General features: G+C 77.2%; 20 protein-coding genes. 5 read left to right on the plus strand and 15 right to left on the minus strand.

Annotation, left to right across the window (positions count from 1 at the left end):
• Positions 1 to 17: 17 nt before the first annotated feature.
• Positions 18 to 668, plus strand: a complete 651-nt coding sequence (locus V1J52_RS02245) for an alpha-ketoglutarate-dependent dioxygenase AlkB family protein (protein WP_330137799.1) — start codon at positions 18 to 20, stop codon at positions 666 to 668.
• Between the two features lie 29 nt (positions 669 to 697).
• On the opposite strand, the gene V1J52_RS02250 is transcribed toward V1J52_RS02245, so the two are convergent.
• The gene (locus V1J52_RS02250) at positions 698 to 2827 is read right to left on the minus strand and encodes a putative bifunctional diguanylate cyclase/phosphodiesterase (RefSeq protein WP_330138102.1); all 2130 of its coding nucleotides are present in this window, start codon (positions 2825 to 2827) and stop codon (positions 698 to 700) included.
• Positions 2828 to 2883: 56 nt separating this feature from the next.
• Positions 2884 to 3696, minus strand: a complete 813-nt coding sequence (locus V1J52_RS02255) for an SAM-dependent methyltransferase (RefSeq protein WP_330137800.1) — start codon at positions 3694 to 3696, stop codon at positions 2884 to 2886.
• Positions 3697 to 3930: 234 nt separating this feature from the next.
• Here V1J52_RS02255 and V1J52_RS02260 point away from each other — a divergent pair, with 234 nt between their 5' ends.
• On the plus strand, positions 3931 to 4332 hold the full coding sequence (locus V1J52_RS02260; protein WP_330137801.1) for a ChaB family protein: 402 nt from the start codon (positions 3931 to 3933) through the stop codon (positions 4330 to 4332).
• Positions 4333 to 4414: 82 nt separating this feature from the next.
• Here the strand turns inward: V1J52_RS02260 and V1J52_RS02265 are convergent, their stop codons facing one another.
• The 12 genes from V1J52_RS02265 to V1J52_RS02320 all read right to left on the minus strand — a co-directional run bounded on the left by V1J52_RS02265 (position 4415) and on the right by V1J52_RS02320 (position 17005).
• Positions 4415 to 5386 carry a glycosyltransferase family 2 protein gene (locus V1J52_RS02265; RefSeq protein WP_330137802.1) on the minus strand — a complete coding sequence of 324 codons (972 nt, stop codon included), beginning with the start codon at positions 5384 to 5386 and terminating at the stop codon, positions 4415 to 4417.
• A complete protein-coding gene (locus V1J52_RS02270; protein WP_443075709.1) occupies positions 5376 to 6239 on the minus strand; it encodes a glycosyltransferase family 2 protein in 864 nt (287 codons plus the stop codon). Before V1J52_RS02270 ends, V1J52_RS02265 begins: the two co-directional genes overlap by 11 nt.
• Positions 6170 to 7471: a glycosyltransferase family 9 protein gene (locus V1J52_RS02275; protein ID WP_443075689.1), complete on the minus strand. Its 1302-nt coding sequence runs from the start codon at positions 7469 to 7471 to the stop codon at positions 6170 to 6172. Before V1J52_RS02275 ends, V1J52_RS02270 begins: the two co-directional genes overlap by 70 nt.
• Positions 7468 to 8931, minus strand: coding sequence for a D-glycero-beta-D-manno-heptose 1-phosphate adenylyltransferase (rfaE2, locus tag V1J52_RS02280; RefSeq protein WP_330137804.1), 1464 nt, complete (start codon positions 8929 to 8931; stop codon positions 7468 to 7470). Before rfaE2 ends, V1J52_RS02275 begins: the two co-directional genes overlap by 4 nt.
• Positions 8924 to 9526 carry a D-sedoheptulose-7-phosphate isomerase gene (locus V1J52_RS02285; protein ID WP_330137805.1) on the minus strand — a complete coding sequence of 201 codons (603 nt, stop codon included), beginning with the start codon at positions 9524 to 9526 and terminating at the stop codon, positions 8924 to 8926. The genes rfaE2 and V1J52_RS02285 overlap by 8 nt, the downstream gene beginning before the upstream one ends.
• A complete protein-coding gene (locus V1J52_RS02290) occupies positions 9523 to 10743 on the minus strand; it encodes a glycosyltransferase (protein ID WP_330137806.1) in 1221 nt (406 codons plus the stop codon). The genes V1J52_RS02285 and V1J52_RS02290 overlap by 4 nt, the downstream gene beginning before the upstream one ends.
• On the minus strand, positions 10740 to 11702 hold the full coding sequence (locus V1J52_RS02295; protein ID WP_330137807.1) for a glycosyltransferase: 963 nt from the start codon (positions 11700 to 11702) through the stop codon (positions 10740 to 10742). Before V1J52_RS02295 ends, V1J52_RS02290 begins: the two co-directional genes overlap by 4 nt.
• Positions 11699 to 12730: a glycosyltransferase family 9 protein gene (locus V1J52_RS02300; RefSeq protein WP_330137808.1), complete on the minus strand. Its 1032-nt coding sequence runs from the start codon at positions 12728 to 12730 to the stop codon at positions 11699 to 11701. Before V1J52_RS02300 ends, V1J52_RS02295 begins: the two co-directional genes overlap by 4 nt.
• Positions 12727 to 13275: a D-glycero-alpha-D-manno-heptose-1,7-bisphosphate 7-phosphatase gene (locus V1J52_RS02305; protein ID WP_330137809.1), complete on the minus strand. Its 549-nt coding sequence runs from the start codon at positions 13273 to 13275 to the stop codon at positions 12727 to 12729. Before V1J52_RS02305 ends, V1J52_RS02300 begins: the two co-directional genes overlap by 4 nt.
• Positions 13272 to 14294, minus strand: coding sequence for a glycosyltransferase family 2 protein (locus tag V1J52_RS02310; protein WP_330137810.1), 1023 nt, complete (start codon positions 14292 to 14294; stop codon positions 13272 to 13274). The genes V1J52_RS02305 and V1J52_RS02310 overlap by 4 nt, the downstream gene beginning before the upstream one ends.
• Positions 14291 to 15928, minus strand: a complete 1638-nt coding sequence (locus tag V1J52_RS02315) for a carbamoyltransferase family protein (RefSeq protein ID WP_330137811.1) — start codon at positions 15926 to 15928, stop codon at positions 14291 to 14293. The genes V1J52_RS02310 and V1J52_RS02315 overlap by 4 nt, the downstream gene beginning before the upstream one ends.
• 84 nt (positions 15929 to 16012) lie before the next feature.
• Positions 16013 to 17005 carry a UDP-glucuronic acid decarboxylase family protein gene (locus V1J52_RS02320; RefSeq protein ID WP_330137812.1) on the minus strand — a complete coding sequence of 331 codons (993 nt, stop codon included), beginning with the start codon at positions 17003 to 17005 and terminating at the stop codon, positions 16013 to 16015.
• 100 nt (positions 17006 to 17105) lie between these two features.
• Between V1J52_RS02320 and V1J52_RS02325 the strand changes: the two genes are divergently transcribed.
• Both V1J52_RS02325 and V1J52_RS02330 read left to right on the plus strand, forming a co-directional pair.
• Complete coding sequence (locus tag V1J52_RS02325; protein ID WP_330137813.1) at positions 17106 to 17363, plus strand: DUF6480 family protein; 258 nt, start codon at positions 17106 to 17108, stop codon at positions 17361 to 17363.
• A gap of 14 nt (positions 17364 to 17377) precedes the next feature.
• Positions 17378 to 18286, plus strand: a complete 909-nt coding sequence (locus V1J52_RS02330) for a polysaccharide pyruvyl transferase family protein (RefSeq protein WP_330137814.1) — start codon at positions 17378 to 17380, stop codon at positions 18284 to 18286.
• 87 nt (positions 18287 to 18373) lie between these two features.
• Here V1J52_RS02330 and V1J52_RS02335 read toward each other — a convergent pair whose 3' ends face one another.
• Complete coding sequence (locus V1J52_RS02335; RefSeq protein WP_330137815.1) at positions 18374 to 19483, minus strand: NAD-dependent epimerase/dehydratase family protein; 1110 nt, start codon at positions 19481 to 19483, stop codon at positions 18374 to 18376.
• A gap of 278 nt (positions 19484 to 19761) precedes the next feature.
• Between V1J52_RS02335 and V1J52_RS02340 the strand changes: the two genes are divergently transcribed.
• Positions 19762 to 20088 (plus strand): DUF6343 family protein, encoded by a 327-nt coding sequence (locus V1J52_RS02340; protein WP_330137816.1) that lies wholly within the window; start codon positions 19762 to 19764, stop codon positions 20086 to 20088.
• Positions 20089 to 20113 lie beyond the last annotated feature (25 nt).

Raw genomic sequence — 20113 nt, forward strand, 5'->3', positions numbered from 1 at the left:
GTGCCTACCCTGGCCGGGTGACGGATGAACTCTTCGCCCGTGCCGCCGCCGAGGTGGCGCCGGGCGCGGTGCACCTGCCCGGCCACCTGGACACCGGTGCGCAGCGGAAGCTGCTGGCGGCCTGCCGGGCGTGGTCGCGGCCGCCGGCCGGACTGCGCACCGTCCGCACCCCGGGCGGCGGCCGGATGTCGGTGCGCCAGCTCAGCCTGGGCCTGCACTGGTACCCCTACGGCTACGCCCGCACGGCCGTGGACGGTGACGGCGCCCCGGTCAAACCGTTCCCGGCCTGGCTCGGGCAGTGGGCACGCGCGGCGGTGGCGGCGGCCTACGGCGGCGGCCCGGGCGTCCCGCCACGTCCGCGCTACGACGTGGCGCTGGTCAACTTCTACGACGGCGCCGCCCGCATGGGGATGCACCGGGACAGCGACGAGGACTCCGGCGCGCCGGTGGTCTCCTTCAGCCTCGGCGACACCTGCGTCTTCCGGTTCGGCCACGCGGCGGCCCCCGGGCGGCCGTGGACGGACACCGAGCTGGTCAGCGGGGACGCCTTCGTCTTCGGCGGCCCGGCGCGGCTCGCCTACCACGGGGTGCCGCGCCTCCGGCCGGGGACGGCGCCCGCCTGGCTCGGACTGCGGGGACGCCTCAACGTCACCGTGCGCGAGCGGTGACGCGGCGCGGCCGGCGGTGAGCGCGGCGGCTACTGGGCGGCCGCCAGCGGCAGGTCCACCGCCACGCGCTCGGGCGGCCCGGGACGTGCGTAGAACCAGCCCTGCGCCGCGTCGCAGCCCAGCGCGCGCAGGTGCTCGGCCTGCGCCGCCGTCTCCACGCCCTCGACGGTCACCGACAGGTCCAGCGCGTGGGCCAGTGAGACGATCCCCTCGACCACCTTGAGGTCCACCGGGTCGGCCGGGTGGTGCTGGAGGCCCTTGGTGAAGGAGCGGTCCAGCTTCAGCGTGCTCGCCGGCAGCCTGCGCAGGCTCGCCAGGTTGGAGTACCCGGTGCCGAAGTCGTCCAGCGCTATTCCGACGCCCAGCTCGGCCAGCTGGCGCAGCGGCTTCAGCTCGGCGTCGTCCGCCCGGATCAGCGCCGTCTCGGTGACCTCCAGGCACAGCGAGCGCGGCGGCAGCCCGGCGTTCTCCAGCACGGCGACGGTGTCCGAGACGAGGTCGGGGTGGTGGAGCTGCCGCGGCGAGAGGTTGACGTTCACCCGCAGGGGGCGGGCGCCCCCTATGCCGCGCACCTGCCACTCGCACGCCTGCCGCACCGCCTCCTCCAGCACCCAGCGGCCCAGCGGGACGATGAGCCCGGTGTGCTCGGCCAGCGGGATGAAGCGGTCGGGGCCGAGTACGCCGTGGCGCGGGTGCTCCCAGCGCACCAGCGCCTCCGCGCCCTCCACGCTGCCGTCCGACATGCGCACCAGCGGCTGGTACTCGATGAAGAACTCGCTGCCCTCCAGCGCCGCGGGCAGCCGGTTGGTGAGGCTGTGGCGGCTGATGACGCGGGCGTCGGAGTCGGGGTCGGCCAGCTCGTAGCGGTTCCCGCCCTGCGCCTTGGCCCGGTACATGGTGATGTCCGCGCTGCGCAGCACCTCGGCGGCCGTGCGCTCCCCGGCCGGGCCCTCGACGATCCCGATGCTGGCGCGGACCGGCAGCTCGCGCCCGTCCACCAGCACCGGCGTCGACAGCGCCTCCAGCGCCCGCTCCGCCAGCTCGGTCACGTCCGAGGGCTCGGCCGGGTCGCTGACCAGGGCCACGAACTCGTCGCCGCCGATGCGGGCCACGAGCTGCCCCGGGCCCTTGACGCAGCTCTGCAACCGCTCGGCGACGGCCACCAGGAGCTGGTCGCCCACCGCGTGCCCGAGGCTGTCGTTGACTATCTTGAAGCCGTCGAGGTCCAGGTAGCACAGGCCGAAGCGGGCGGCGTCCCCGGTGCGGGCGAGCACCTGCTCCAGCCGCTCGAAGAACAGCGTGCGGTTCGGCAGGTCGGTCAGCGCGTCGTGGGTGGCCTCGTAGCGCAGCCGCAGGTGCAGCAGGCGCCGTTCGGTGATGTCCTCCATCAGCGCCAGCATCAGGCGCGGCGTGCCGTCCGGGTCGCGCAGCAGGGAGACCGTCAGGTGCGTCCACAGCACCGTGCCGTCAGGGCGGTGGTAGGGCTTCTCGGTCCGGAAGTGCTCCCGCTCCCCGCGCACCAGTTCGTCGTACATCCGCCACACCGCCGGGCCGTCGTCCGGGTGCACCCAGCTGGTGACCTTGCGCATCCGCAGGTCCTGCTCGCAGTCGCCGAACATCCGGGTGAGGGCCGCGTTGACCTCGACGACGGTGCCGTCGAGCGCCGCGATGCCGATGCCGATCGTGGCGCCCTCGAAGACGGCGCGGAACCGGGTCTCGCTCTCGTGCAGCGCGCGTTCGATCTCCGCCTGCGCGGTCAGCGCGGCCCGGGACAGCGACTCCTGCTCGGCGCGGGTGCGCTCCTGGAGGGCGCGGGCGAACCCGGCGGCGATCGCGTGCTGGATGCGGGCGCAGCGGGCACGGCCCTCCTCGGGCGGCAGCTCGGCCGGGTCCGCGCAGTACAGCAGCAGGTAGGCGTCGACGACGCCGAGGATCTGGGGCAGTGCCTCGGGGGCGGTGCAGTGGGCGGCCACCAGCGCGCTGCCCACCGCGCGGGCGGGCGCCGGGTCGAAGGGCCGGGCGTGCAGCGTCGTGGACAGCAGCTCGGACAGCGGCAGCAGATGCTCCTCGAACTCCGCCCGGGTCATGCAGGTCGCCGTGGTCGGGTAGACGACCCTGCTCCAGATCGTGGCGAAGCGCCGCAGCCCGTCGGCCTGCACACCCGGGCCCGCCGGCCCGGGTGTGCCCGGTCCGGCCGCGTCGTTCGGCGCTGTGTTCACGCTTTGCGTCCCACCCCGGCGAATCCGGTGAAGACCACCGGGTCCTCCTGGTCGACCGGGCCCTCGGGGCGCCAGCTGGGCATGGACACGAGTCCGGGGTCCACCAGTTCGAACCCCTCGAAGAACCGGGCGACCTCGGAGCGCGAGCGCATCATCAGCCGGGAGCCGACCTTGCGGTAGACGTCGGAGATGTGCCGCCCCTGCTCCGAGGTGTGCGGCCCGCCCTCGGTGGACGCGTGGGTGAGGATCAGCAGGGAGCCGGGCGCGAGCGCGTCGCGCATCTCGGCGATCGCCCGCTGGGGCTCCTCCTCGTCGGTGACGAAGTGCAGCAGCGCCACCAGCAGCAGGGCGACCGGCTGCTCCAGGTCGAGGAGGCGGCTGACCGGGTCGCTCTTGAGGATGTCCTGCGGGGTGCGGAAGTCGGCGGCGACGATGTCGGCCGCCTCGTTGCCCTCCAGCACCGCGCGGCTGTGCGCCACGGCGACGGGGTCGTTGTCCACGTAGACGACGGGCGCGCCGGGACGCGCCGCCTGGGCCACCTCGTGCACGTTGCCGAACGTCGGGATGCCGGAGCCGATGTCGAGGAACTGGGTGACGCCCTGGTCGACCGCGTAACGCACGGCGCGGCGCATGAACGCGCGGTTGGCCTGCATCAGCTTCGGCAGCCCCGGGAACGCTTCGATCGCCCGCCGCGCGGCCTCCCGGTCGACCTCGAAGTTGTGCGAACCGCCCAGGTAGTAGTCGTAGATGCGGGACACACTCGGCTGGGACAGGTCGATCCCCTGCGGGGCCCAGGAGGGACGTTCCATCAAAATCTCCTCATCGCGATCGCCGGCGCATTAGCGTTCGAGGGATGAGGCTACTGACCTGAAGTGGGTGGGAGTAAGGAATCGGAGACTCAACCTCCCGATACTGTCCTGATGTTGAGCTATATGCCCGGTTCGCGGGGGCGGAATCCTCACGCCGAGCACCGGCTCGCGGCCGCCGTTTCCCACCGGAGCCTCCGGGTACCCGCGACGCCACGACCTTGGAGGTGAGCCACCGTGCCAGGTAGGAAGGAACTGCCCTCGACCCTGAGCCGCTCGCCCAGGAGTGCGCAGCGGACGTGGATCAAGGCGCACGACTCGGCGGTGGAGGAGTACGGCGAGGGCGAGCGCGCCCACCGCACCGCGTTCAGCGCGCTCAAGCACACACACGAGAAGGTGGGCGACCACTGGGAGCGCAAGGAGGACGACCGCAAGGGCCCCTCCGACCCGAAGGCGGCCAGGCCCCGCCAGCAGGGCGGCCGCAGCGGCGAGGGCGTCGACGAGCAGGCGACCAAGGAGCACCTGTACGACGTCGCCAAGCGGCTGGAGGTTCCCGGCCGCTCCCGGATGAGCAAGCAGGAGCTGCTGGGCGCCATCCGCAAGGCGAACCGCTCGCAGACCCGCAAGGCCCGCTCCTGACCGGCCGTCAGCCGGCCCCCGCCGCCCGCCCCCGGGCTGCGGGGGCCGGTCCGTGCGCGCGGCCGGACGCGTCCGGACCGGCTCAGCCCACGTACCGCCGGGCGCCGGAGCGCCGCTGGGCCCGGTCGAGGGTCCGCAGGCGCGCCTCCACCTCGGGCGGGGCGACGCGCCGCTCCCGCAGCACCCACGGCAGCCCGGCCAGCGCCAGGCCGAAGGCGCGCAGTGACGCGGCGTCGCGGGGCACCGTCCTGGCCAGGTGCCAGGTGCGGTCCAGTGCGGCGGGCAGCGGGCGCCGCAGCCAGCCGAACCACAGGGTGTTGCGCAGGCCGACCACCCGCCGCCCGGTCACGTCCCGGGCCAGCGACGGGTGGTGGTGGACGGTGAGCTGCGGCGCGTAGGCGAGCCACCAGCCCAGGGTCATCAGGTCGGTGGCCAGCAGTTCCTCCTCGCCGCCCAGCCACAGCCGCGGCGAGAAACCGCCGGCCGCGCGGAAGGCGTCCGTGCGCAGCACCGTCGCGGCGGCCAGGAACGAGCCGAGCGCCGGGCCCGGCAGCCAGCCGGGACCGTCCAGCGGCGAGTGGCGCAGCTCCGCCACGATGGGGTCCTCGGTGCCGTCCGGCTCCACGACGATGCGCCCGGTGACGGCGCCGAGCCCGGGGCGGGCGTCCAGCAGCCCGGCGGCGGTGGCCAGCGAGCCCGGCTCCCACCAGGAGTCGTCGTCGCAGAAGGCGACGTAGGGCGTGCGCACGTGGCGGACCGCCTCGTTGCGGCCCACCGCGCCGAGGTTGCCGCGCGCCCGCAGCAGCCGCACCCGCGGGTGGCGGCGGGCCACGGCTTCCGCGGTGCCGTCGGTGGAGGCGTTGTCGGTCACGAAGACCGGCGGCCGCTCGGGCAGTTCCGCCAGCCGGTCCAGCGTGCGCAGCAGTTCGTCGCGGCGGTTGCGGGTGATGACGACGACCGAGACCCGGCCGTCGCCCTCCGGCGTGCCCGCGGCCCCGCCTTCCGCCGCGGGCCGGGCCGCCCCGGCGGGCCGGGTCCGGTGTTCAGCGGGCACGGGCGTCTCCTTCCAGTTGCCGCACGGCGTTCTCCGTCCAGGGCGGCAGCGGCTGCCGCAGGCGCAGCGCGGCAGGCAGCCGGGCCAGCACGCCGCCCAGCGCCCGCCGGGCCACCTCGTCGGTGCGGGCCCGCGCGGCGAGCGCGGCCGTCCGCCGGGCGGCCAGCGGCAGCGGGCGGCGCAGCCAGCAGGTCAGCACCTCGTTGCGGCGCACCTGGACGGGGCGCTCCGGGCGCGGTCCGTCGTCGGGGTGGTGCCAGGCGGTCACCTCGGGGCAGTAGGCCACGCCCCAGCCCCGGGCCGACAGGTCGTAGGCGAGCAGCGTCTCCTCCGCGCCGATGCCCAGCAGCGGGTGGTAGCCGCCGGCGTCCAGGAAGGCCGAGCGGCGGGCGACGGCGGCGCAGCCGAGGAAGCCCAGCACCTCGGGCCCCGGCAGGTCGGCCGGGCGGCCCAGCGGGGAGCCGGCGAGCACGGCGTTGAGCGGGTCGGCGCCGCCGTCCGGGCCGACCCGGGTCCGCGCCGCGAGCAGCCCGAGCCTCGGGTGGTCGCGCAGCAGCCGCGCGGCGGTGGCCAGCGACCCCGGTTCCCACCAGGAGTCGTCGTCGCTGAACGCGACGACGGGGGTGGTCAGGGCGGCGGCGCCCACGGTGCGCGCGGCGGCCCCGGCGTTGCGCGGCAGCGTCAGCAGCCGGACACCGGGGAAGCGTTCGGCGACCAGGCGCCGGGTGTGGTCCGCCGAGGCGTTGTCCACGACGACGACCGGCGGGCGCTCCGGCAGCGCGGTCAGCCGGTCCAGGGTCCGGGCGAGCCGCTCGGCGCGGTCGCGCGTGGCGATGACGACGCCGACGGACAGGCCGGCGGGGACGCCGCCGCCCGCCGCGGCGCCGGTTCCGGCGTCCTCCCGGGGGCAGGGGCGCGGGGGACGGGCCGGGTCCTCGCCGGGTCCGCGGGCGGTGAGGGCCGGGGTTCCTGCGGGCCGGGGGCTGCCGGGCATCGTGACTCCAGCGCGTCGGGGGTGTTCGGGGTGCCGGGGTGTGCGAGGTCGGCGGTCCGCCCGCCTGCGCCTTCGGGGACGGGAGCGCGGTCCCGGGCGTCCGGGGCGGGAGCGCCGTCCGCGCCGTCCACCTCCCGCAGCGCGGCGAGCACGTCGCGGGGGCGCAGGCGCAGCAGCAGCGGGTCGGGGCGCTCGCCGTGCGGGTCGCCGCGCGGCCCCGGGTGCCACAGCGCCCGGTGCCGGGGCAGCGGGGGCGGGCCCCACTCGTGCGGCGGTACCGGGCCGAACAGCGTCACCGACGGGGTGCCGTGGGCGACGGCCAGGTGCGCGATCCCGGTGTCCCCGCTGACCACCGCGCGGGCCCCGGCGACCAGGGCCGACAGCGCGGCGAACGGCGGACGCTCCCGCACCGCCCCGGCCGGCAGCCCGGCCAGCGCCGCGACCCGCGCGGCCAGCGCCTCCTCGCCGGGCCCGGCCGTGACCACGACCGGCCGCCCGGCGTCGCGCAGGGCGGCGGCGACGGCCGCGAACCGCTCGGCTGGCCAGCGCCGCGACCCGGCGGCGGCGCCGGGGTGCACCACGACCGCCGGCGGGGCCGGGACCGGTCCCGCCGGGCGCGGCACCCGCACCCGCGAGGCGTCGGCCGCGACGCCGTACCAGCGCAGCAGGCGGCACCAGCGTTCCCGCTCGTGCTCACCGTCCACCACCGGCGGCCCGGCGGCGTCGGCGTACGCCAGGAGCCGGACGGGGCGCAGGGCGCGCAGCAGACCGCTGCTCTCCGGCCCGGTGCCGTGCAGGTCCACCGCGACGTCCGGCGGCGGGCCGTGCCAGGGGAGGGCCGCCGGGACGGCGCGCCCCGGCGCCGAGGCGTCCAGCACGCCGTCCACCACGCCCGTCGCGGCGGCGGCGTCCGCGAGCTGGGCGGGGGCCGCCAGCAGCAGTGCGTGCCCGGGGAAGGCCCCGCGCAGCGCGCGGAGCGCCGGCACGGCGGCGAGCAGGTCGCCCAGGCCCAGCGCCCGCAGTACCAGCACCCGGCCCGCGCCGCCCGAGCCGCCCGGTGTCCGCCGGGCGGCGGTGTCCGGCGCGCTCACCGCACACCGCCGCCGGCCGACACCGCAGCGCGGGCCGCGATCTGCGTGCTGGAGCGGCCGTCCAGGTAGGGCAGCAGCACGACCCGGCCGCCCCACCGCTCCAGCAGACCGGCCTCCGGCAGGTCGGCGCGCGCGTAGTCGCCGCCCTTGACCCAGATGTCCGGGCGCAGGTCCGCCAGCAGCCGCTCGGGGGTGTTCTCGTCGAACACCGCGACCGCGTCCACGCACCCCAGTGCCTGGAGCACCCGCACCCGGTCGGCCAGCGGCGTGATGGGCCTTCCCGGGCCCTTGCGGCGCCGCACCGAGGAGTCGGAGTTGACGCACACCACCAGGCAGTCGCCGGTGGCACGGGCGGCCTGGAGCATCCCGACGTGCCCGGCGTGCAGCAGGTCGAAGCAGCCGCCCGCGGCCACCACCGTGCCCCCGGCCGCGCGCACCCGCCGGATCACCTCCCCGGCGGGCTCGGGGGAGGGCACCTGCGGGCTCGGCGCGGCCGGGGCCGACGGGCGGCCCGGGGACGCCAGGGCCGCGGCGCCGCCGGAGGCCACGTAGCCGGTGGCCGCCGCCACCGCGCCGCGCACGGCCTGCTCGGGCAGCGCACCGTCGGCCAGCAGCCCGGCCGCGCTGGCCGCGAACTGGTCACCCGCCCCGCAGGAGTCCCCGCCGTGCCGGGCGGGGGCCGGGACGAGCAGCGGATGGTCGCCGTAGGACAGCAGCGCGCCGTCCGCGCCGAGGGTGACGGCCACGGCCCCGGCCCGCCACTCCCGCACCAGCCACGCGGCGCGGGACATGACGGCCGCCAGCCCGCTCCCGGCGCCCGCCGGGGCGTCCGGTACCCGGGCGAAGTGCCGGGCCTCGCCCGCCGTGGGCGTCACCAGCCGCGCCCCGGCCACCGGCGGGCCGCCGCGCGGGTGCGGGTCCCACACCACCGGCGCCCGCGCGGCGCGCTCCTCCAGCGCTCCGCGCAGCACCTCGGCGGCGCCGCGCCCGTAGTCGGACACCAGGACCGCGCCCGCCCCGGCGACCGCGCGCCGCGCCTCGGCGGTGACGCCGCAGGCCCGCCCCTCACCCCGGTCCAGGCGCAGCATGATGCGCCCGCCGGAGACCACGCGGGTCTTCTCCGGCAGCGCGCCGGACAGCGTCAGCGGCAGCACGGTGACCCAGGGGGCCAGCAGCTCCAGCAGCCGGGCGCTCGCGGCGTCACCGCCCACGGCCGCGACCAGGGTGACCTCGCGCCCGCCCAGCGCGGCCAGGTAGGCGGCCAGGGCCGCTCCGCCCGGACGCAGCCGCTCCTCGCAGCCGTCCACGACGGGCACCGGGGCGTCCGGCGCGAGCCGGTCGGCCGTGCCGCTCAGGTCCCGGTCCAGCAGCGCGTCCCCGACGACGACGAGGGGGGCCGCCTGCGCCGGGGCGTCGCCGAAGCCGTCGCCGCGGCGGGTGCGCGGTGTCGGGTCACTCATCGGGGCCGCCTTCCGCCAGGACGCCGGGCAGGGCACCGTCGAAGGCCGCGCACACCATGTGCACGACCACCAGGTGCAGTTCCTGCACGGTCGCCGTCGTGGCCGCCGCCGCGCACAGCGCCTCGTCGCTGCCGGCGGCGAGCGGGTTGGGGGCGGGGCCGGTGAGCCCCCACACCTGCATCCCCAGCCGCCGTCCGGCCGCCGCGGCGGTCAGCAGGTTGGCGCTGGCGCCGCTGGTGGACAGCAGCATCAGCACGTCGCCGCGCCGCCCGTGCGCCCGCACCTGGCGGGCGAACACCTCGGCGACCCCGTAGTCGTTGGCGATGGCGGTGGTGCTGGAGGTGTCCGTGTGCAGTGCGAGGGCGGAGAACGGCGGCCGGTCGTCGCGGTAGCGGCCCACCAGCTCGGCCGACAGGTGCTGGGCCTGGGCGGCGCTGCCGCCGTTCCCGGCCACCAGCAGCCGTCCGCCGCCGGACAGCACCCGGGCGAGGCGCTCCCCCCACCGCTGTGCGGTGTCCGCGGAGCCCCGCAGCGACACCAGCGCGTGGCGCAGGTCCTCGCAGTGGCTCACCACCGAAACCGGTGCGAACGTCATCGGATCACCCCCGTGGGGACGCGGTGACGGGCCGTCACCTGGGTGTACACCTGTTCCGCGCCCTCGGCGACGCGGCTCCACGAGAAGCGGGCGAGGGCGCGGCGCCGTCCCGCGGCGCCGTACGCGGCGCGGGTCTGCCCGGACCGCAGCAGGGCGTTCACCGCACCGGCCAGCGCCTGCCGGTCGCCGGGGGGCACGAGCCGCCCGGTGACGTGGTCGGCCACCGAGTCGAGCTGCCCGCCGACCGCGGTGGCCACCACCGGGACCCCGCAGGCCATGGCTTCCAGCGGCACGATGCCGAACGGCTCGTAGACGGGCGTGGCCAGCATCAGGTCGGCGCTGCGGATCAGGGCGGGCATCGCCTCGTGGCCCACCGCGCCCAGCAGCCGCACCCGGTCGGCGACGCCGTACTCCCGGGCCAGCGCCCGCAGCCGCCGCGCCTCTGCGTCCCCGTCCAGGCGGGCCGCGCCGGGGCCGCCGGCGACGAGCAGTTCGGCGCCGGGGACGTCCGCCAGCGCCCGCACCGCCAGGTCGAAGCCCTTGCGGGGGACCAGCCGTCCGGCGGCCAGCAGCCGGTAGGGCTGGGTGCGTTCGGGGACGGCGGCCGGGGCGCCACGGGGGGAGAACTCCCCGGTGTCCACGCCGCAGGGCACCACCGAGGTGCGGGAGGGCGCAACGCCCAGCGCGGCCAGCTCGTCCACCTCGTCGCCGCAGGTGGCCAGGACGCGGTCGCACCCGCGTCCCAGGCGCCGCTCGGTGGCGACGCGCTCGGGCGGGCTGGTGTCCCGGGCGCCCTGGTGGCGCCGCTTGACGGTGCCGAGCGCGTGGAAGGTCTGCACGACCGGGACGCCCGCGCCCCGCGCGCCGGCCAGCGCCGCCACGCCGGACATCCAGAAGTGGGCGTGCACCACGTCCGGTGGGGCCTCGGCCCAGACGCGGGCGAGGTGGCGGCCGAAGGCGGGCATGTACGGCAGCAGTTCGTCCTTGGGCAGTTCCCCGGCCGGGCCCGCGGGGACGTGCTCCACCGTCACGCCGGGGGCGAACGCCACCCGGGCGGGCAGCCCGGCCGCGTCCCTGCGGGTGTGGACGGTCACGGTGTGGCCGCGGTCCGCCAGGGCCCGCGACAACTGCGCGACGTACACGTTCTGGCCGCCCGCGTCGGGGCCGCCGAGCACGGCGAGCGGGCTCGCGTGCTCGGACACCATGGCGATCCTCATCGGGTCACCTCCTTCGTCAGCCGGTCCCAGTCGTCCAGGAAGCGCTCCACCCCGTAGCGGGTGGCGGCCGCCGCGCGGGCGCGCCGGCCGACCGCCCGCGCGTGCTCCGGGTCGGCGGTGAACGCGCGCACCGCCTCTGCCAGCACTTCGGGCCGGTTGGAGACCACCCCGGCGTCCGGCGGCACCGCCTCGGAGGTCTCCGTGGTGTCCAGCGCCACCACCGGCATCCCCAGGTACATGGCCTCCAGCAGGGACAGGCCCAGCGAGGTCCAGCGGAAGGGGTGGACGTACACCCGCCGCCGGGCCATGGCCCGGTGCAGCTCCCCCTGGTCCAGCTCGCGGCTGCGGCAGCGCTCGCCGGGGAGCCCCAGGTGCCCGGCGAGCCCGGCGGTGCCCATGCCGAAGACGTCCAGCGGCGCGGCCCGTGCGAAGTGGGGCAGGAGGTCGGTTCCGGTGACCCGGCCGCGGCGCAGCGGCTCGTTGATGACGACGGCCGCCCTGGCCTCCTCGCCGGTGTACAGCGGGCCGGGGTCGATGATGCCGTGCTCGATGACGGCCGTCGGGGTGGCGCCCGCGTCCCAGAACAGCCGGTTGAAGTGCGTGACGTGCACCAGGGTGGCGCCCGGCAGTCCGGCGGCCGGGTGGACGGAGTCGGGCACGCCGCCCAGCGGTGTGCTGTGCTCCAGGTACACCACCGGGACGTCCCGGCCCGGGCGGCGGCCGAGCCAGCGCTCGGCGAGGCCGATCTCGTGCGGGCGTTGCAGCAGCACCAGGTCGACGTCCGTCCCGCGCAGCTCCCCGGGCGTCACCTCCACGGCGTTCCCGGGCCAGTCCCAGGTCCGGGCCCGGCCCCGGCCGTCCTCGCCCCGGTCCGGCAGGACCGGCAGCAGGTAGGTGTGCGAGCCCTGCACGAAGGACGTCGTCCACGAGCCGTGCACGTGCCACAGCAGAATCCTCACGCGGTGTCCTCCTTCAGCAGTTTCTCCACGGCGGCGACCGCGTCGGCGGCCGTCACCTCGCCCAGGCACGGATGTCCCGCCACCGGGCATTCCCGCGCCCGGGTCCCGGCGCAGACCGCGCGCTGGTCGCCCAGCAGCACGTGGGGCACCCGGTAGGGGCCCCAGCGCTCCGCGGGCACCACCGGCGAGAACAGGGAGACCACCGGCGTGCCCACGGCGGCGGCCAGGTGCGCGGGCCCGGTGTTGCCGACGACCACGGCCCCGGCGCCGGCCAGTACCGCGGCCAGCCCCGCCGCGTCCGTGGCGCCGCCCAGGTCGAGCCCGTCCCGCCCGGCGACGGCGGCGGTCAGCTCCCGCTCCCCGGCGCCGCCGGTCACCACCACGCCGTGCCCGTCGGCCGCCAGCAGCCGCACCGTCTCGGCCAGACGCCCGGCCTGCCAGCAGCGGGCCGGGGCGCTCGCGCCGGGGTGCACGACGACGTAGCCGGGCCCGGCGGGGGCGGTGAGGCGCGCCGCGCCCTCCCGGACGGCCGCCGTCGGCGGGAGCACGGCCAGGCGGCCGTCGTCGCCCGGCGGCAGCGCGAACCCGGCCGCCTCAGCGAGCGCCAGCGCGGCCCGCGCCTCGTGGTGCGAGGGGTGGCGCTGGTGGCGCACGTCCAGCAGTCCGCCCGGGTAGTGCACGCTGTCGGCGGCGACGCGGCGCACGCCCGCCAGGCGCAGCACCAGCGCGGTGGGCAGCGGGCTCTGGTGCGCCGAGGCGAGCACCAGCGCGGTGTCCGGCCGCCGCGCGCGCAGGTCGGCGACGATCGCCGCGACGTCGTCCGGCTCCACCGGCACCGGCTGTGGACCGGCCCAGGGCGCCTCCCACACCAGCACCTCGTCCACGCCCGGCAGCAGCCGGGCCGCAGCCGCGCCCCGCGGTCCGCACAGGAACGTCACGTGCGCGGCGCGGGCCGCCGCCGCGCGGACGGCCGGACCGGCGAGCAGCACGTCGCCGAAGCTGTCCAGGCGCGTCACCAGGGCCCTCATACGGCGCTCCGCAGGACGGCCCGGACGGCGGTGAGCAGGTCGGGCGCCACCAGCGGGGCGGCGGCGACCTCCTCGGAGCGGGTCTGCGGGGTGGGCACCAGCACGGACAGGGCCCCGGCCGCGCGGGCCGCCGCCATGTCGGAGCCGATGTCCCCGATGACGGCGCACTCGGCCGGGTCCACCCCCAGGCGGCGGGCCGCCCGGAGGACGAGCCCCGGCGCGGGTTTGCGGCAGCGGCAGCCGAAGTCCCGGTCGTGCGGGCACACCACCCAGCAGCCCAGCGGGCCCAGCAGTTCGTCCACGCGGGCGTTGATGCCGCGCAGCTCGGGCCAGCGCAGCTCGCCGCGGCCCAGCGCGGACTGGTTGGTCACCACCGCCGTCCGCAGGCCGCGCGAGCGCACCTGCTCCAGCGCCTCCCCGGCGGTGGGCATCGGCTCCACCCGCCGCCAGTCGGTGTTGCCCGGCACGTCCTTGATGAGCGTGCCGTCCCGGTCGAAGAGGACCGCGCGCACGCGCCGCCCCCCGGTCGTCAGCGTCCGGCTCACCGGTGGGCCTCCCGTCGGGTGCGCCGGTGCCGCAGCTCCCCGGACAACCGGTGGCAGACGGCCAGCGGCGGGATGAGCACGCTGGTGGCCACCATGGTGGCCACCTCGTCGCGGGTGCGCGGTCCCGGTGTGATGCGGGCCCCGGCGAACTCGGCGGTGCCCAGCAGCCAGAGCGCCGCGGCCCCGGCCGCGGTCCTGCGGCGTCCGGCGGCCGCCAGGGCGACCGCCGCCACCCCGGCCGCGGCGGTCGCCGCGTGCCGCCGGATGCGGCCGCGCGGGGCGGCGGCCCGCTCCCGCCAGGCGGGGCCGTGCACGGCGCTCATCAGGGCGTCGTCCGCGTTGCCGCGCTGGGTCCGCACGGACACCCAGCGGTTGGCCTCGCGCACCGGGTGCAGGGTGCGGCGGGAGCCGGTCGTCAGGCCGTACCCGGCGTCCAGCATCCGCAGGGCCAGGTCGGCGTCCTCGCGGAACGCGCGGGGGAAGCGCTCGTCGAACCCGCCGACCGCCGCCAGGCAGGCGGTCCGGTACGCCATGTCGGCGGTCGCCCAGCGGGCACAGGCCAGCCCCGCGGTGTTGCGCTCCCAGTCGGTCGGCCGCCGCCCGGCGGGCAGCGGCACCTCCAGGACGCCCTGCACCCCGGCGGTGCCCGCCCGGGCGGCGGCCAGGTCGCGGGCCAGGTCCGTGCGCCAGGACGGGGTGACCCGCACGTCGTCGTCCAGGAAGACCGTCCACGAGGCCGCCACCTCGCGCCAGCCGGTGTTGCGGGCGGCGGCCGGGCCGCGTCCGCCGCCGTGCAGCACGGTGACCCGGCCCCGCAGCTCCCCGGCGGCGTCCAGCGGCAGACCGCCCCGGGCGGCGGCACCGCCGCCCGGCGCCGGGCGGTCGTCGACGACTATGAGGCGCTCCGGCGGCGGTCCGGCCGAGGCGGCCAGCGCCCGCAGGCACTCCGTGAGGCAGGGCCGTCCGACCGTCGGGATCACCACGGCGTAGCCGGCGCCGTCCCCGGTCGCGCCGCTCATCCGAACACCGCCGCCCGGCGCACCGCGAACGGGCCGATGGCCAGCAGGTCCACGGGGGAGGAGCCGAAGCACTCCAGCGCGTCGCGCGGGGTGTCCACCATGGGACGGCCCGCCGTGTTGAGGCTGGTGTTGACGACCGCGGGCAGCCCGGTGCGGCGCTCGAAGGCCGCGAGCAGGCGCGCGGTCAGCGCGTCGTCGTCCGGGTGGACGGTCTGGACGCGGGCGGTGCCGTCGACGTGCACGACCGCGGGGACGCGCGCGCGCCACTCCTCGGCGACGTCGTGCGTGAAGAGCATGTAGGGGCTCGGGAGCTGGCCCCGGAACAGCTCGGCGGCGCGGTGTTCGGCCACCATCGGCGCGACCGGCCGGAACTCCTCGCGGCCCTTCACCCGGTTGAGCCGGTCCAGGTTCTCCGCCCGGCCCGGGTGCGCCAGCAGCGAGCGGTGGCCCAGCGCCCTGGGCCCGTACTCGCTGCGGCCCTGGAACCAGGCCACGATGCCGTCTGCCGCGAGCACCTCGGCGGCGGTCTCGGCGATGTCGTCGGGGCGCTCGTAGGGCACGCCCGCCTCGGCGAGCTGCGCGGCCAGCTCCGCTTCGCTCCAGCTCCGGCCCAGGTCCGCGCCCGGCATCGGCAGGCAGGTCTCGCCCTGCTCGGCGGCCAGGTGCAGGGCGGCGCCCAGGGCCGTGCCCGCGTCCCCGGCGGCGGGCTGCACCCACACGTCCTCGTAGGGGCCCTCGGCGGCGATGCGGGCGTTGGCCACGCAGTTGAGCGCCACGCCGCCGGCCAGCGTCAGGTGGCGTCCGCCGCTGTTGCGGTGCAGCCAGCGGGCCAGTTCCAGCAGCGTCTCCTCCAGGCACGCCTGGGCGCTGGCCGCGAGGTCCGCGTGCTCCTCGGTCCACTCGGTGCCCGGCTCCCGGGCCGGGGCGAGGGAGGCCCAGTCCACGCCGTGCGCCCTGAAGCCCCCGTCGTCCGTGCCGTGCACCCACTCGCGCAGCTGCGGCAGGAAGCGCGGTTTGCCGTAGGAGGCCAGCGCCATCACCTTGTACTCGTCGCTGGACCGCAGGAAGCCCAGGTGCGCCGTCAGCTCCTCGTACACCAGGCCGAGGGAGTGCGGCAGCCGCTGCCCGGCCAGCACCTCCAGCCGTCCGTCCCGGTAGCGCCCCGACAGGTGCGAGGCGCACTCGCCGCGTCCGTCCAGCACCAGTACCCCGCTGTCCCGGTGCGGGCCGCCCAGGCCGCAGGAGGCGGCGTGGGCCACGTGGTGCGGGACGAAGCGCACGATGCCCGGGTCCAGGCCCGGCAGCACCTCCGCGAGGAAGCCCGGCGCCTCGCGTGCGTAGGTCTGCCGCAGGTGGTCCCACGGGTCGTGCAGCCCCATGTCCCGGGCGGGCCGGGCGAGCTGCGGGTCGTAGGAGAAGGCCACGGCGTCCAGGTCGGCGGGGGTCAGGCCTGCGTGCTCCAGGCACCAGGCGGCGGACAGCTCCGGCATCTCCCAGGCGGAGAACGGCACCGGGCGCTTGCCGTGCTTGCGGCGGCTGAACCGCTCCTCCTCGGCCGCCGCGACGGTGCGGCCGTCGATGACGAGAGCGGCGGCCGGATCGTGGAAGACGGCGTTGACGCCGAGAACGCGCATGCGTACCTCCTGGAGGACGGGAAGGGCAAATGCGGAGAAATCGGACTGGGGGACCGGATTAAGCGGTTACCCTCAGCAGCGACGTCAAACGTGGTCCGCAGTCATCCGCGGGGCCGGCGGGAGTTCGGAGAACCAGCTCACGGTCTTCTTGAGCCCCGTCTCCCAGCCGGTGCGCGGGCTCCAGCCGAGCCGCTCGCGGGCGAGCGTCGTGTCGGGACGGCGGCGCACCGGGTCGTCGCCCGGCAGCTCCACCCGGGTGATCCCGGAGCGGGAGCCGGTGAGCGCGATGACGCGCCGGGCCAGTTCGAGGATGGTGATCTCCTCGTCCCCGCCGATGTTCACCGGCCCCGGCAGCCCGGAGGCGGCCAGCGCCAGCAGCCCCTCCACGGTGTCGTCGACGTAGCACAGCGAACGCGTCTGGCTGCCGTCCCCGGCGACGGTCAGCGGCTCCCCGGCGAGTGCCTGCCGCACGAAGGTGGGCACCGCCCGCCCGTCGCCGGGGCGCATGCGCGGCCCGTAGGTGTTGAAGATGCGCGCGATGGCCGTGTCCGTCCCGTGGACGCCGCGGTGGGCGGTGACCAGCGCCTCGGCGAACCGCTTGGCCTCGTCGTACACGCTGCGCGGTCCGACGGGGTTGACGTGCCCCCAGTACGTCTCGCGCTGCGGGTGCTCCTCGGGATCCCCGTACACCTCGGACGTCGAGGCCAGCACCAGGCGGGCCCCGTCGCGGCGGGCCAGCTCCAGCGCGCTGCGGGTGCCGTGGCTGCCGGTCTCCAGCGTCTCCAGCGGCAGCCGCAGGTAGTCGGCGGGGGAGGCCGGGCAGGCCAGGTGCATCACCAGGTCGAACGGCCCGCCGGGCAGGGCCTCGGGCAGGCCGGGCGGGCACACGTCGCGCTCCACGAACGTGAAGCCGGGGCGGCCCACCAGCTCGGCGAGGTTGGCGCGGTCCCCGGAGACGAGATTGTCCACGGCCACGACCTCGGCGCCGTCCTCCAGCAGGCGTTCGCACAGGTGCGAGCCGATGAACCCGGCACCCCCCGTGACCACGGCCCGCCGCGTCGCGCGCACTGTTGCCATGAAGCACTCCTTCCGTTCCGTCCGCTCCGCTCCCGGCGGGCGGCGGACTCCTCGGCGATGTGTAGGTGTAGGTCGCGGCTCGCTGCGCACTCGCTACGTCATGACCGACAAGCGCGAGCAGCCCGATCGAGAAGCACCGGCGCCCGACCCGGACCCGGGCCGGGCCTCCGGCCTGGAACCCGGCGGGGGTGTGCCGCCGGGGGAGACGCCGCCGGCGGAGGACTCCATGTCTGGCGCGCTGCCGGACGAGAAGGATCACAATCCGACGAAGGGATGGTCCAAGGGTCCGCTCGTCGTGCTGGCGCTCGTCGTGCTGGTGTTCATCGGCTACTTCGTCGCCCGCATCTTCTCGACCTGAGCCGGAGTGCCCCGATGACCCTGCGGAAAACACTGCTCACGGGCTGGTTCAGTTTCCGGCACGGGGAGGTGACGGCCGGCGACGTACTGGCGCTGCGCCGGGTGCAGCGCGTGCTGGACCGGTCCGGCACGCCCCACGACACGGTGTGGAGCCCCGGGTACCAGCCCGGCGCGCCCGGGTTCGACGGCGTCGACCCGGCGGCGTACGAGCGGCTGCTGTTCGTCTGCGGGCCCCTGCACGGCCCGCAGGTCGCCGGCCTCCACGACCGGTTCCCGCACTGCACCCGCGTCGCGGTGGGCGTGTCGGTGCTCGATCCGTCGGACCCGGCCGTCCGCGGGTTCCACCACGTGCTCGCCCGCGACGCGTCCGGCAGCCGCCCCCGGCTCGACCTGGCGGCGGCGGCCCCGCGCACCCCGGTGACACCGGTCGCCGGGGTGGTGCTCACGCACGGCCAGGGCGAGTACGGCCCGCGCCGCCGCCACGCGGAGGTCGCCGGGGCCCTCACCGGCTGGCTCGCGGAGCGGGACTGCGCCCGCGTGGAACTGGACACCCGGCTCGCCACCGGGGACTGGCGGCTGTGCGCGACCTCCGCGCAGTTCGAGTCGGTGGTCTCCCGGCTGGACGTGGTCGTCACCGACCGGCTGCACGGCCTGGTGCTCGCCCTGCGGGCCGGGGTGCCCGCGCTCGCGGTGGACCCGGTCGAGGGCGGCGCCAAGGTCACCGCGCAGGCCCGCGCCTGCCGGTGGCCCGCCGTGGTCGCCGCGGAACGCCTGAGCACCGCGGAGCTGGACCACTGGTGGCACTGGTGCCTGACGACCGGACGCACCGCGGCCCGGCAGGCCCGCCGCGCCTTCCAGGACAGCGGCGACGAGGGGCTGGCCACCGCGCTCGCCCGCGCGCTGCACGCCCCCGTGCCGGGCTGACGCCGCTCCCGGCCCTGTCCCGCCCGGCCCTGTCCTGCCCGGCGCCGGGCAGGACAGGGCCGGGCGGGACAGGGCCGGGCGGCAAGTTCAGGGGCGGCCGGCCAGGTTCGTCGCGGCCTCCCGCAGCCGTCCGCCGGGCAGCCGCCCGGTGAGCGTCGGGGTGTCCATGCCCCGGCCCTCGCGCAGCCCCCGCAGGAACTCCGCCAGCGTCTCGGGACCCGTCCGGCGCGGCGTCCAGTCCAGCTCCCGCCGCGCCCGCCCGGTGTCCATGAGCGGCAGCCGTACGAACGCGTCGAACAGGTAGGGGGAGGCGGGCACCGCCCGCAGCCGCCAGGCCACCGCGAGCGCCGTCCGCACCGCCGGGCGGGGCACCCTCACGACGCGCGCGGACAGCAGCCCGGCCAGCGTCGCCGCGTCGACGGGCGGCCCCGCGGCCAGGTTGAACGCACCGGCGGCGTCCCCCACGACGGCCCGGGTGAACGCGTCGGCGGCGTCGTCGGTGTGCAGGGCCTGGAACGTCAGCCCGGGCAGGTCCGGCACCACGGGCACCACCCCCGGCCGCACCAGCCGGTGCGGCAGCAGCGGCCCCATGAACAGCCGTCGCTGCTCCATCGCCGAGTGCTCCTTGAACATGAACGACGGCCGCATCCGCACCACCCGGATGCCCGGGTGGTCCCGCTCGAAGGTGTCCAGCAGCCGCTCCACGTACGCCTTCTCCCGGGTGTACGCGGCCTGCGGCCAGCCGTGCGTCGGCCAGGACTCGTCCACGGGGCCGGAGCCCGGGGCCGTCGGCCCCGGCGCGTAGGCGCCCACCGACGAGGAGTAGACGAGCGCGGGCACGCCCGCCGCCGCCATGGCGCGCAGGACCCGCTCGGTGCCCAGCACGTTGGTGCGCCACGTGGTGAGCGGCGCGTGGGTGGGCTGGATCAGCCAGGCCAGGTGCACCACGGCGTCGGCGCCCTCGAACAGGCCGGTCAGGTCCGCGGTGGCGCCCTCCTGCCCCAGGTCGGCCCGCGCCCACTCGGTCCTGGCCGGGCTCCACCGCGGTGTGCGCCGCGCGATCCCGAGGACCGAGCCGACGCGCGGGTGCGCCGCCAGGGCCTCCAGCACGCTCGTCCCCACGTTGCCGCTGGCCCCCGTCACCACGACCCGCAGGCGGCCCTCCCCGCCCGCGTCCCCGCTCACGTCTGCGCTCACGTTCCTCACGCCCCTCTCCCTGGACCCGCTCCCGCCTCGGCTAAGCGCCGCAGCGGGTACCCGCTCGCCGCGGGAGTAACCCGGACGGGTTTTCCCACCCGCCCCACGGGTACGCGACGGCCCGTACGGAAGGGACCCCGCACGGAAGGGGGCCCCACGCCCCCGCCACCGCGCCGTCCTCGTCGTCACCGCACGGCCGCCCCCCGATCCGCCCGGAGCGTGCCCGGACCCGCGTGCCGAGGCGGCAGCCGAGGCCCTACCCGAAGGCGAGGACCACGATGCAGGACCGTCAGCCCGGCGACGACCGGGACCCCGAACGCGAGGGGCTCCTCGGGCGCATCCGCCCGAGCACCGGCACCGAGCCGGTCACCGCCCGCAGCCCCCTGCGGCTGCGGCTGCTGCTGGCGCTGCTGTTCACCCCGCTGTTCATCGCCGGAGCCGTACTCTTCTGGGCCTGGGCCTCCACCTCCGGACCGCAGGACGCCCCCACGGCCGGATCGCTGCGCACGCTGGCCTGGATCTCCACGGTCCTGGCCGTGCTGGCCCTCGTCGACCTGGTCATCGTCCAGCGCCGCATCCGCCGGGGCCGCCGCGCCCGCCGCTGAGCGCGCCCCGCGACCGCGCGGCGAG

It is taken from the genome of Streptomyces solitudinis (assembly GCF_036323765.1).
Taxonomy (GTDB): Bacteria; Actinomycetota; Actinomycetes; order Streptomycetales; family Streptomycetaceae; genus Streptomyces.

Bases quoted from the DNA above. Each gene is read 5' to 3' on its own strand.
- V1J52_RS02255 (WP_330137800.1), bottom strand. From the start codon at position 3,696: ATGGAACGTCCCTCCTGGGCCCCGCAGGGGATCGACCTGTCCCAGCCG.
- rfaE2 (WP_330137804.1), bottom strand. From the start codon at position 8,931: ATGAGTGACCCGACACCGCGCACCCGCCGCGGCGACGGCTTCGGCGAC.
- V1J52_RS02285 (WP_330137805.1), bottom strand. From the start codon at position 9,526: ATGACGTTCGCACCGGTTTCGGTGGTGAGCCACTGCGAGGACCTGCGC.
- V1J52_RS02290 (WP_330137806.1), bottom strand. From the start codon at position 10,743: ATGAGGATCGCCATGGTGTCCGAGCACGCGAGCCCGCTCGCCGTGCTC.
- V1J52_RS02300 (WP_330137808.1), bottom strand. From the start codon at position 12,730: ATGAGGGCCCTGGTGACGCGCCTGGACAGCTTCGGCGACGTGCTGCTC.
- V1J52_RS02310 (WP_330137810.1), bottom strand. From the start codon at position 14,294: ATGAGCGGCGCGACCGGGGACGGCGCCGGCTACGCCGTGGTGATCCCG.
- V1J52_RS02315 (WP_330137811.1), bottom strand. From the start codon at position 15,928: ATGCGCGTTCTCGGCGTCAACGCCGTCTTCCACGATCCGGCCGCCGCT.
- V1J52_RS02320 (WP_330137812.1), bottom strand. From the start codon at position 17,005: ATGGCAACAGTGCGCGCGACGCGGCGGGCCGTGGTCACGGGGGGTGCC.
- V1J52_RS02325 (WP_330137813.1), top strand. From the start codon at position 17,106: ATGACCGACAAGCGCGAGCAGCCCGATCGAGAAGCACCGGCGCCCGAC.
- V1J52_RS02330 (WP_330137814.1), top strand. From the start codon at position 17,378: ATGACCCTGCGGAAAACACTGCTCACGGGCTGGTTCAGTTTCCGGCAC.
- V1J52_RS02340 (WP_330137816.1), top strand. From the start codon at position 19,762: ATGCAGGACCGTCAGCCCGGCGACGACCGGGACCCCGAACGCGAGGGG.